The sequence below is a fragment of the Oscillibacter sp. ER4 genome (assembly GCF_000765235.1).
Lineage (GTDB): Bacteria > Bacillota > Clostridia > Oscillospirales > Oscillospiraceae > Hominicoprocola > Hominicoprocola fusiformis.
Genome location: NZ_JPJG01000053.1, coordinates 18,270 through 29,235 on the forward strand (window position 1 = coordinate 18,270; position 10,966 = coordinate 29,235).

Here is a 10,966-nt window from a genome sequence, read left to right on the forward strand (position 1 = left end):
CTCGAGCAAAGACACAGGAGGTCGCCATGGTACTCTATTTCACCGGCACCGGCAACAGCCGCCACATCGCCGAGCGCATCGCACACGCGCTGAACGATACGCTCATCAGCCTGAATGACCGCATCAAATCAGGCGACATAACACCACTCGCCGTCAACGGACGGCTCGTCCTCGTCATGCCGACCTACGCCTGGCGCATCCCGCGCATCGTGCGCGACCATCTGCTGCGAACAGAGCTGCGCGGCGCGAGGGAAACGTGGTTCGTCATGGACTGCGGCAGCGAGATCGGCAACGCCGCGAAGTACAACCGCGCGCTCTGCCGCAAAAAGGGTCTCGTCTACATGGGCACGGCGCAGATCGTCATGCCGGAGAATTTCATCGCCATGTTCAACGCACCAACCGTCGAGGAGGCGCGCCGAATCGTCGCCAAAGCCGAGCCGTTCATCGACCGCGCGATCGCCGCGATCCGCGCAGGACACATGTTCTCACCGCCGCACAAAAAACTCTACGACCGCATCGCGAGCAGCGCGGTGAACCCGGTTTTCTACCCGCTGTTTGTGAAGGCAAATTCCTTTACTGCAAGCGATGTCTGCATCGGCTGCGGCAAATGCGAAAAGCTCTGCCCGCTGAATAACATCACACTGCAAAACGCCCGTCCCGTCTGGGGAACCAACTGCACACAGTGCATGGCCTGCATCTGCTATTGCCCGACAAGAGCCATCGAATATGGCAAGAAAAGCGCCGGCAAGCCGCGCTACCATTTTGAAGAATTGTAAAATGGTTTCACTTTACAGAAGTTCAGCAAGCAAAGCGCGTCTCTTACAAAAGTTTTTCTCTTTCGACATGGTTTTCCCATATGGGCAAAAACCTCGTGCTTTCTCAAAAATGTCATCCCTTTGCCGCGCATTTCGATCAGCGGCGATACCTCACAAAACTTATCAAAAGCCGCGCGCCTAAGGGCGCGCGGCTTTTGATGTTTACATAATATCACGTTCTGCTGCTTTCTGCTTTTTCTCCATCCTCCATTTAACAAAGGTCCACAGCGCGTTGACCAGCACCCAGCCGAGGCCTGTTGCCAGCGCGACGGCGGGGAGGCCCATTTTGCCGACCAGCAGCCACGAGAGGACGACTCGCAGCGCGATGTGGCTCGTCGCACCGAGGAACGGGACGGACACCTTCCCGATGCCGTTAAAATAGCCAACGAATGTGCTGCCGGTGAAGCAGAGCGTGTAGAAAAGCGCCACGAGCTTCAGATAGTCGCGCGCATTCTCAAACGCCGCGCCGCTGCGCGTCCCGAGCATAAAGCCGACCAACGTGCTCGCGCTAACGTACATGATGAGCGACATCGCAAGCCCCATCGCAAGCATCAGAAAAAGGCTGCTGCGAAACGATTCTTTCACGCGCTCTTCCTTCCCAGCACCCCGGTTCTGCGCCACGAGCACGGACGTCGCGGCGCTGCCGCTGTCGCCAAACGAGTTGGCAAAGCCCTCGATGCGCGTCGTCGCCGTGTAGGCGGAGATCATGTCCGTGCCGCCGGTGTTGACCGCGCCCTGCACCAGGAGCTTTCCGATGTACAGGCTCGACTGGTGCAGCGCCGTGACGAAGCTAAAATGCGCCGTCTGCTTCAATAGCTAGCTCTCCATCCATACGGCAGTCCGCGCGGGCAAAAATGAGCTCCGGTGCCTTGCGCCGCAGGTAGAGGATGCACAGCACCGCCGAAATGGCCTGCGACGCCGCCGTCGCCCACGCCGCGCCCGCGATGCCCAACTGAAAGCGCGCAACAAAGCAGTAGTCGAGCGCGACATTGACCGTCACCGCCGCGGCGAGCGCCATCAGCGCCGCGTTCGCCCGCTCGATGGCACGCGGCAGCGCGCCATCGAGGTTGTAGAGAAACGCCGCGGGCAGGCTCGCTAAAATGATCGTCAGATACGCTGACGCAAAGGTCTTGAGCTCGCTTGGCGTCTGGATGAGCCGCAGCAGCGGCGAGAGCAGCAAAAATCCGAGGCTGCTGCACACAAGCGTCACTGCCAGCCCGCACGAGAGTGACAGCCAGTGCTCGCGGCGGAATCGCTCGCGCTCACCCGCACCGTAGAGCTGGGCGAAGATGACGGAAATACCCGTGCACGCGCCCGTGATCATGAAGAGAAAGAGGTTCATCACCGAGCCCGCAACGCCGACAGCGGCGAACTCCAAATCGCCCGCAAAGCGCCCGAGGATAAAGGCGTCCACCGTATTGTAGAGCTGCTGCAAAATATTGCCCATGATGAGCGGCGCGGCCAGACGCAGCAAATGCTGCGGGATGCTGCCGCTCGTCAAATCGTAAGAGCGTGCCATAGTTTCCCCCATTTCCAAGGATTTGACTACAGCATACACCCGCGCTATACTTTGCGTAAACCGATGATCCATCAAGCCATCTTTGACAATTTCGCAAAGGAGAACGCCATGGAACTCGATCGCTACCGCGCGCTCGTCTGCGCCATTGAGACCGGAAGCCTGTCCGCCGCCGCGGAGGCGCTGCAATACACGCCCTCCGGTGTGAGCCGCATGGTCGCGGCGCTTGAGGAGGAGACGGGCGTTCCGCTCCTGCTGCGCGAGCACAGCGGCGTTCGCCCGACAAAGGAGTGCGAAAAGCTGCTGCCCGCCATCCGCGACCTACTGCACGCGGGCGAGAGCTGCGCCCAGCTCTCCGCGCAGCTGCGCGGGCTGGATGTCGGCACGGTTACCGTCGGCACGGCATACAGCGCGTTTTATTCGCCGCTCGCGCGCATCATATTGGATTTCCACGCGCGCTACGGCGGCATTCAGGTGCAGCTGCGCGGTGGGTACAGCACAGAGCTGATCACACAGCTCAACGCGCACCAACTCGATCTGTGCTTCATCTCCGCGCGCGAGGGTGGGCACGACTGGCTCCCCATCGGCTACGATGAGCTGACGGCCTGGGTTCCCACTGCGCATCCGATGGCATGGCTGCCCGCGCTGCCGGTCGCGGCGTTCGACAAAGAGCCGTACATCGAGACCTATCCCGACAAGGACATCGACAACGCGCGCGTTTTCGCGCGCTGCGGCATCACGCCGAATCTCAAATTTTCCACGATGGATTCCCTTGCGACCTACTCGATGATCGAGGCCGGTCTCGCCCTCGCCATGAACAACGCGCTCAATGGCCGCGCTTGGTCGGGCGGCGTGCGCATCCTGCCGCTCGACCCGCCGCAGATCGTCGAGATCGGCGCGGCGACGCTGCCGGACCTCTCCCCCGCCGCGCGGACGTTCCTCGATTTTTTGGAACCTCACCTTGTGGAATTCCTCTCGGAAAAATCTTAAGATTTTCTTAGCACCACGTTCATAATGCATTCACTTCCCTCATGTAGGCTATGCCACAGTGCAAACAGAAAGGGTGATTTTTTTGCGTAAGCAACTGAGCAAAAAGGCCACGGCGCAGGTACTGCTCCTGCTGCTCAGCGCGGCATTCCTCGTCTACGGCGCATCTCGCGGCGAGGCGGGCGTCGTGCTGAACAAGGCCGTCAAGCTGTGTCTGGAGTGTGTGGGCATTGGATAGCAAGAAACCGTTTTCCCCCCTGCTCGCCCGCTGGCGCGGTCTGGTACAGGCCTGTGCGGCACTGCTCACCAATCTCCACCTGCCGAACTTTTTCAAAGGCGAGCTCTACCGCGGTGCGGGCAAGACCGTCTGCGTGCCTGGGCTGAACTGCTACTCCTGTCCGGGAGCGGCGGGCGCGTGCCCCATCGGCGCGTTTCAGGCTGTCGTCGGCTCGTCCAAATTTCAGTTTTCCTATTACATCACCGGCATCCTCATCCTGCTTGGCGTGCTGCTGGGCCGCTTCATCTGCGGCTTCCTCTGCCCGTTCGGCTGGTTTCAGGAGCTGTTGCACAAGATCCCGACCAAAAAGCTCTCCACCAAGCGCCTAAAGCCGCTGACCTACCTCAAATACGTCATCTTGGTGGTGATGGTCTTCCTGCTTCCCGTGCTTGTTGTAAACGAAGCGGGGCTCGGCAACCCGTTTTTCTGCAAATACCTCTGCCCGCAGGGCGTGCTCGAGGGCGCGATCCCACTCTCGCTGACGAACGCCCCCATCCGCGCGGCGCTCGGCAAGCTCTTTTCGTGGAAGCTCTGCGTGCTCGTGACAGTCGTCGTGCTCAGCGTCGTTTTCTACCGGCCGTTCTGCAAGTGGATCTGCCCGCTCGGCGCGGTCTACGCGCTCTTCAACCGCGTATCGCTACTGTCGATGCAGGTTGACCATAACAAGTGTATTTCCTGCGGGAAGTGCGCCCGGGTCTGCGGGATGGACGTGGACGTCTGCAAAACACCCAACAGCACTGAATGCATCCGCTGCGGCAAATGTGTGAGCGCCTGTCCGACGCAGGCTGTGCGCTTCCGCTACGGCTTCGACCGCGGCGGCGCATATTCAAAACTATCGCAAAAAACCACCATTGATGAGAGAAAAGGAGATTAAAACCATGAACCTGAAGAAATTTTTGACGCTGGCACTTGCTTTCACGTTGGTGCTGTCCCTCGCCGCCTGCGGCAGCAAGGGCGATGACAAAACGGACGATACCACCGACCAGACCATGACCGCCGAAGAGCTCAACGCGAAAATCCAGGAGCTTGCCGACAAGGAAAACGCCATCATGGAGGAGGATCTCGAGCTGTGGCAGAAGCTCTTCGCCGCTATGAACGAAAAGCGTGATGAGCTTGCGCAGGAGTCGAATTATGGCACTTATCTGCTCGACGGCATCGAACTGGTAAAGGATCAATTCACCGACGATGAGATCAAGACCCTGACCGATGGTGCGGAGAAGATCCGTGACATTGAAGACGAGATTCAGCCGCTGCAGGAGCAGTACGCCGCGCTTCAGCCCGCGGATGACGGCAATGCGGATACCGAAGGGCAGGCTTTCCCCGCTTTCACCGGCAAAGACCTTGACGGCAACGATGTCGACAGCAGTCTCTTCTCCAAGAATGCCGTGACGGTCGTGAACTTCTGGTTCAGCGGCTGCTCGCCCTGCGTGACGGAACTGAGCGAACTCAACGCCCTCAATGAAAAGCTCAAGCAGCAGGGGGGCGCGGTCATCGGCATCAACACCGACACGCTGGGTGGCTACGCCGACCAGATCAGCGAGGCCAAGGGCATCCTTGAAAAAAAGGAAGCCACCTATCAGAACATCTACTTTGACTCTGACAGCGACGCGGGCAAGTTTGCCTCCGGCATCATGGCCTTCCCGACCACCTACGTCGTCGACCGCAGCGGCAACATCGTCGGCGAGGCGCTGCTCGGCGGCATCGACAACGAGGACAACATGGCGACGCTCCAGACGATCATCGATCAGGTGCTCGCGAGCGACAGCGCAAAGTAAGCTTTCCATCACAGCAAAAATACGCCCCGCGGATGATCCGCGGGGCGTATTTTGTTTCTCTCTATCTTTTTACCCGAGCGATACCTCGCGGTAGAACGCGGCGTATGCCGCCTCCTGATAGGGGCGCAGCGCAAGGTTGCCAAGGCCGAACGTCAGCGAGCTGAGGAGCATCCAGCCGATGAAACTGAATTGCAGGCAGAACAGCCGCCAGCGGTTGCCCTCCATCATCGCCTTCGAGCCCTTCATCACCTCGCCCGGCGTCATGTCCGGGTGCTCGGCCAAAATGTAGTCCGTCATCGCGTAGGTGTAGCCCATAATCAGTCCCGGAATGACGAGCAGGATCGTCCCCAGCAGAATATAGAGGCCCTCCCAAAGCCGCGTCAGCGTCGTCGTCTTCCAGTTCGGAAGATAGGCGAACAGCGCCTCAAAGCCCGGCTCCGTGCGGTCGACAAGGCCGAGGTTATATTTGGCATACCCCACGCCCACGATGCTGCCGAGGATGAAGTACGCCGCCGCCAACACGAGCGCGATCACGATGAGATAGACCGCACCGCCGATGAGCAGTCCGCTCCACTTCGGGTCCAAACCGTAGCCTGTGGAGTAAATCGTCTGTCCGCCGTAGCCAAACGTCGTCGACACGCCCGAGGACACATCGTAATTGAATTTGACCTCCGGACCGCCGCTCCCCGCGCCGCCGAGCAGCACCGCCACAAGGCCGATCAGAATGGCGATGGGCCACTTGCCGCGCAGCGCCTCGCGCGCCGCCTGCCGAAAATCCGCCGCAAGCTTCATAAATTCTCCTCTCCGCCCTCCGCATGGGAGGGTCTCTCTCAAATTTTCTTGCTTCTGCTTATTTAGACGCATTCCGCGCCCGTTTTGTTTCACCGGGCGCCAAATTTTCTCGCATTCATGATATCATATGCCGCTGGGAACGGGAATCTCTCTTCTTTCTTTTCCTTGCAAGTCGTTTCCGCCTCTGATAAAATACCAGAAAACGACAATGGAGGAGACGCATGAGACCAAGCGAACTGCTCGCCGCGCTGCACACGGCGGAAAAATTGAAGGACACCACCCGCCACTGCTACACCTCCGGCGGGCGGCACGAGAGCGTTGCCGAGCACAGCTGGCGCATCGCACTGATGGCGTTTTTCCTGCGCGATGAATTTCCCGAGGCCGACATGGACAAGGTGACGCGCATGTGCCTCATCCACGACCTCGGCGAGTGCTTCACGGGCGATATCCCCGCCTTTGACAAGACCGCACAGGACGAATCGACGGAGGAAGCGCTGCTCTACCAGTGGGTCGCATCGCTTCCCTCCCCCTGCCGCGAGGAGATGCGCGCACTCTACGACGAGATGGCCGCACTTGAAACGCAGGAGGCCCAAATCTACAAGGCTCTCGACAAGCTCGAGGCCGTGATTTCCCACAACGAGTCCGACATTTCGACCTGGGAGGACCACGAATACGACCTCCAGCTCACCTACGGCGAGCAGAACGTCGCCTTTTCGCCCTACCTGACGGCGCTTCGTCAGGCTGTCCGGCAGGAATCGCTCGACAAGATCGCACGCGAGGGTGACCGGCGCAAATAAAATCTTTCGCGGCCCATGTACAGCAAAAAGCACTTCCCGCCGCTGGCGGGAAGTGCTTTTCTACGTCTTTTATTCCACGATCTCCGCGTCCAGCAGGTCAAGGATCGCCTGGTCGGCGCTCCAGAAGTAGGACTCCTCGCCGAGAAGCTCGGTGATGCCCGCGCGGTCAAAGTAGCTGCGCACCGCCTCGGTCATACCGCAGCAGGCGACCGTCTTGCCCTGACTCTTGAGCGACTCGCACAGTTCGAGCATCGCCTGCGCGCCGGAGACGTCCACGCTCGGCATACCGCGCATGGAAATGACAAGGTGGTCATAGCATGGCATCTCCGCCATGCGGTGATTGAACTCATCCACCGCGCCGAAAAAGAGCGGCCCCGTGATATACGCCACGCCCGAGGTCTCGAGGATCGGCGGCTTGCCGTCGACCGAGCGGAGCTTGTTCGTGTCGATGCTCGAGAAGTTGATGCGGATGTGACTGGACTTTGCCATGTACAAAATGGCGGAGTACACCACGCCGAGGATGATGGCGACCGTCAGATCAAAAACGACCGTCGCAACCATCGTGACAAGGAACTGACTGATGCCGGACTTGAACTTGCGGCGGAAGACGTAGCGAATACCCTCCCAGTCGTTCATGCGCCATGCCGTGACCATCAGCACACCCGCGAGCGCCGAGAGCGGCAGGCGCGCCATCACGCCGCCGAGCAGGAACATCGAGGCAAGCAGGAACAGCGAATGGAACACGCTCGTAAGGCGCGTCTGCTGGCCGGACTTGACCGCTACGCTCGTGCGTGCGATGGCTGCGGTCGCGGGAACACCGCCAAAAAGCGGCAGCAAAATATTACCCACGCCCTGTGCGATCAGCTCCTGATCGGCGTTGAACGCTTCGCCCTTCATGCGCGAGGCCGACGCGCCGCAAAGCAGGCTCTCGATCATGCTGAGCGCCGCAATGGTCACGATGGGAGAGATCAGGTTTTCGAGCATCGTGAAGCTCAGGCCGCCGAGCGACAGGCGGTCGGCGAGCAGGAGCGTCTTGGGAATGTCGCCGACGACAGCGAGCTGATCCATGCCCGCGACTGTCGCGACGATCGTCGCAAGGATGATGCCGACAAGCGAGCCCGGCACACGCGCGCCCCATTTTTTCGGCCAGAAGACCATCACCAGCACGACGAGAAGGCCGATGAGCACCGCCTGCATGTTCGGATGGAAGCCAAGACGGCCATAGGACGCGATCTTTTCCAAATTCGAGCCGCCCTCCGACACCGTGCCGAAGAAGTTGTCGATCTGGCCCATCGCAATGATGATGGCAATGCCCGAGGTGAAGCCCATGATGACGGGCATCGGGATGAAGCTAATTAAGCGACCCAGCTTGAAGACGCCCGCAAGCAGCAGCAGAACGCCCGCGGCAAAGCAGGCAAAAAACACGCCCTGCAGGCCGTATTCCGCGACGATGCCGACGAGCACCGCGCTCATCGCGCCCGTCGGGCCCGAGATCTGGTACGACGCGCCGCCGAGAATGGCGATAACCACGCCCGCGATGATGGCCGTGACAAGCCCGGACGCCGCGCTCGCGCCGGATGAAACGCCGAACGCCAATGCCAGCGGCAGCGCAACAGCGCAGACCGTCAGGCCCGCCATCATGTCGGCGAGCAGCTTTTTCGAGTTGTAGCCTGCAAATTCCTGCTTCAGGCTGCAAAAAAAGGCAGAAAACATATTGATCCTCCTAAAAAACACATGCCTGTTTACTATACCACCTGTCCCGCGCCCGTGCCAGTAGTAAAAGGGACGGTTTTTAACGAGATTCTAAATACTTTTCTTGCAATATCAATGCAAAAATAGGCGTGCTGCGTCCTTACTGTGTCATATAAACAAGAGCGTCCCCACCACTGGGGACGCTCTTTGCTATTCAGGAGGGCGGGGGCGGGTCAGCGCGCCCCGGTCAGGCCGGGAGCGCGTCGATTTCTGTTGCAGCGCGGAGGGCCTGCAAGTGCTGCTCGGTGTTCCGGTTGTACCAACACTTTTTCGCGCTGTGCCAGCGCCAGCCGTCCGCCTTGAGGGCTTCGCGCACCGCTGCGGACGGTTTACCGGAGAAATAGGCCTCTACGCCGTCATGCTCGGGGCAGAATGCCACGCGCAGCGCTGCGGAGGCCGGTTTGTCGGGCTGCGCCGTTTCACCGGCGATCTGCGGGCGGCGGGCGCTTTCGCGGGGAACATACTTCACGCCGCGCCCGTTATCCTCAAGACAGCCGAAGTAATAAAAGTTCACGTCGAAATAGTCGATCATCCCGTCGCAGTCCTCGCGGTTAAAGGACTTCACATAATCGTCAACGTCAGCGGCAACGGCGCGGATATCGTCAGCGGGAATCTTGTACCACTCGCCATGTGCTTCCCAGATGCGCAGAATCTCGGCGCGTTCCTCGTCACGGTTCCAGCTCGTGAGCTTCCAGACAAAGTTGTGCTCGGCGCGGCGGATGATCTGTTCCCGGTCCGCGGCGGTGAGCTGGTCGAAGGTCTTGAAGATCTCAACGGGGGCTTCCTTCATCGTCACAAGCAGTTCTTGGCACATGCTTGCATATTTCGTGCGCACGCTGAATTTGTAGCCGGGATAATTGGCCTTGACATAGCGGCGAACGTTCGCGGCAATGTCTTTCAGGCTTCGGGCGGGATCGTAATTGCAGCCCGCCCAGCCGTTTGCGGTGTAGAACTCGCTGCGGACGCTCTCGGCGGTCTCGTGGGTCACGGGGGCTTCGCCGCTGTCGTTGCTGCGGAGCTTGTAGATCGGGAAAAGGCGATCAAACTCGGCGTTGATCTGCTGCATGGTGGCGGTGTCGCCGCCCACGTCGGGGTGATTGAGCTTTGCAAGGCGCTTGTATTCGCGCTTGAGCTCGTCCAGTGTCTTGCAGGCTGCAAAAATGTTTGTCATGGTGGGAACCTCCTGTAATTTTGTCGTGGTTGCTGATTGGTGGGGGCCGGGCCACCGGCCCTGTGGCGGTTATCGTCTGGAAAAATGGGTGATACAGTCGGCAGCCAGTGTGAACATCACATCTTCCATTTCATAATCCGGTTCCATGTCGGAATGGGCCATGATGTCGGCGGCGATCTCTGCCAGCTTTGCCGTGGTCAGGTTGGCGGGGTGTCCATCCTGGAGCAGCCGATCAAATAACTTTCCGTACTGGTCGCAAGTCCCTCTGGTGTACCAATGATTTTTAATGCAGATGCCGCGGAGGGTGAAAACGTCCATCGTCCGGATCTCGGTGTACTGCTCGGCGGTCTCGGCGGGGGCCTCGGCCTCATCCAGCAGGGCGGCCAGATCGGCGACGGGGTCGGCGCTGGCGGTGTCTTCGCGGCTGGTGATGATCTGATCGCCGTTCTCATTCTCAAAGATCTGAGCCCAGTAGCAATCATTGGTCTTGGTGTAGCCATGGTTGGCAGCGAGGTCTTCGATGCTCCAGAGCTGCTCATTGGTGGTGTAGTTCATATTGATCTTCTTCATGATGTTATCCTTCCCGGCCTGTCGGCCTGTCCGATGTTGTCGTGGTTGCTTGGCATGGTCACATTGTAGTTCATGGCAACATGAATGTCAAGCAGGCAGCATGAACAATGTTGCCATGAATTTTTTGTGCACTTTGTTCATGGCAACATGTTTTCGCCTGTGATATGATAAAAACCAGATGTAATAGCGCGATCATGTGACGGCAGGAGGTGAAACATTCATGTCAACAGATGCAAAGCGCGAGGGTAACGCGCGCCATCTGGAAAAGCTCGAACGGGTCGTATTCCGGATTCACAAGGACGGCAGCGACGGGATCACGAAAGACCAGATCCGCCACGCCGCCGAGCAGTGCGGCCAGAGCGTCAACGCGTGGATCCTCGACGCGATCAGAGACAAGATATAGCAGCAGCGCCCGGGGCAGCAGCTCCGGGCGTTTGTCATGCCCAGCAAAAGGTCTTTCCCCCCTTGTCCCCCCTTCCCCCTCTTTCCCCTATAACCCCTATCTCCCCTATCC

General features: G+C 59.4%; 13 protein-coding genes. 7 read left to right on the plus strand and 6 right to left on the minus strand.

Annotated features, from left to right (window positions below; genetic code table 11):
• Positions 1-26 precede the first annotated feature (26 nt).
• Complete coding sequence (locus tag NI20_RS0108410) at positions 27-776, plus strand: EFR1 family ferrodoxin (RefSeq protein ID WP_033120961.1); 750 nt, start codon at positions 27-29, stop codon at positions 774-776.
• Between the two features lie 201 nt (positions 777-977).
• Here the strand turns inward: NI20_RS0108410 and NI20_RS14190 are convergent, their stop codons facing one another.
• Both NI20_RS14190 and NI20_RS14195 read right to left on the minus strand, forming a co-directional pair.
• Complete coding sequence (locus NI20_RS14190) at positions 978-1,628, minus strand: MATE family efflux transporter (protein ID WP_052084532.1); 651 nt, start codon at positions 1,626-1,628, stop codon at positions 978-980.
• Positions 1,606-2,334 (minus strand): MATE family efflux transporter, encoded by a 729-nt coding sequence (locus NI20_RS14195; protein WP_052084533.1) that lies wholly within the window; start codon positions 2,332-2,334, stop codon positions 1,606-1,608. Before NI20_RS14195 ends, NI20_RS14190 begins: the two co-directional genes overlap by 23 nt.
• Positions 2,335-2,442: 108 nt before the next feature.
• Here NI20_RS14195 and NI20_RS0108420 point away from each other — a divergent pair, with 108 nt between their 5' ends.
• From NI20_RS0108420 to NI20_RS0108430, 4 genes are all read left to right on the plus strand, one after another.
• Complete coding sequence (locus NI20_RS0108420) at positions 2,443-3,321, plus strand: LysR family transcriptional regulator (RefSeq protein ID WP_033120962.1); 879 nt, start codon at positions 2,443-2,445, stop codon at positions 3,319-3,321.
• 82 nt (positions 3,322-3,403) lie between these two features.
• A complete protein-coding gene (locus tag NI20_RS15065; RefSeq protein ID WP_156108592.1) occupies positions 3,404-3,556 on the plus strand; it encodes a CD1871A family CXXC motif-containing protein in 153 nt (50 codons plus the stop codon).
• A complete protein-coding gene (locus tag NI20_RS0108425; RefSeq protein ID WP_156108593.1) occupies positions 3,549-4,469 on the plus strand; it encodes a 4Fe-4S binding protein in 921 nt (306 codons plus the stop codon). Before NI20_RS15065 ends, NI20_RS0108425 begins: the two co-directional genes overlap by 8 nt.
• 4 nt (positions 4,470-4,473) lie before the next feature.
• Entirely contained in the window at positions 4,474-5,370 is an 897-nt protein-coding gene (locus tag NI20_RS0108430) for a TlpA disulfide reductase family protein (RefSeq protein ID WP_033120964.1), read from the plus strand.
• A 69-nt stretch (positions 5,371-5,439) separates the two neighbouring features.
• On the opposite strand, the gene NI20_RS14200 is transcribed toward NI20_RS0108430, so the two are convergent.
• Positions 5,440-6,162: a DUF975 family protein gene (locus NI20_RS14200; RefSeq protein ID WP_052084534.1), complete on the minus strand. Its 723-nt coding sequence runs from the start codon at positions 6,160-6,162 to the stop codon at positions 5,440-5,442.
• Positions 6,163-6,383: 221 nt separating this feature from the next.
• On the opposite strand from NI20_RS14200, the gene NI20_RS0108440 reads away from it, so the two are divergent.
• The gene (locus NI20_RS0108440; RefSeq protein ID WP_033120965.1) at positions 6,384-6,959 is read left to right on the plus strand and encodes an HD family hydrolase; all 576 of its coding nucleotides are present in this window, start codon (positions 6,384-6,386) and stop codon (positions 6,957-6,959) included.
• A 69-nt stretch (positions 6,960-7,028) separates the two neighbouring features.
• On the opposite strand, the gene NI20_RS0108445 is transcribed toward NI20_RS0108440, so the two are convergent.
• The 3 genes from NI20_RS0108445 to NI20_RS0108455 form a co-directional block, all read right to left on the minus strand.
• Positions 7,029-8,672, minus strand: a complete 1,644-nt coding sequence (locus tag NI20_RS0108445) for a SulP family inorganic anion transporter (RefSeq protein ID WP_033120966.1) — start codon at positions 8,670-8,672, stop codon at positions 7,029-7,031.
• Positions 8,673-8,898: 226 nt separating this feature from the next.
• The gene (locus tag NI20_RS0108450) at positions 8,899-9,882 is read right to left on the minus strand and encodes an LPD29 domain-containing protein (protein WP_052084535.1); all 984 of its coding nucleotides are present in this window, start codon (positions 9,880-9,882) and stop codon (positions 8,899-8,901) included.
• Positions 9,883-9,951: 69 nt separating this feature from the next.
• Positions 9,952-10,452 (minus strand): hypothetical protein, encoded by a 501-nt coding sequence (locus NI20_RS0108455; protein ID WP_033120967.1) that lies wholly within the window; start codon positions 10,450-10,452, stop codon positions 9,952-9,954.
• A 220-nt stretch (positions 10,453-10,672) separates the two neighbouring features.
• Here NI20_RS0108455 and NI20_RS0108460 point away from each other — a divergent pair, with 220 nt between their 5' ends.
• Complete coding sequence (locus NI20_RS0108460; RefSeq protein WP_033120968.1) at positions 10,673-10,855, plus strand: hypothetical protein; 183 nt, start codon at positions 10,673-10,675, stop codon at positions 10,853-10,855.
• The last annotated feature ends 111 nt before the right edge of the window (positions 10,856-10,966 follow it).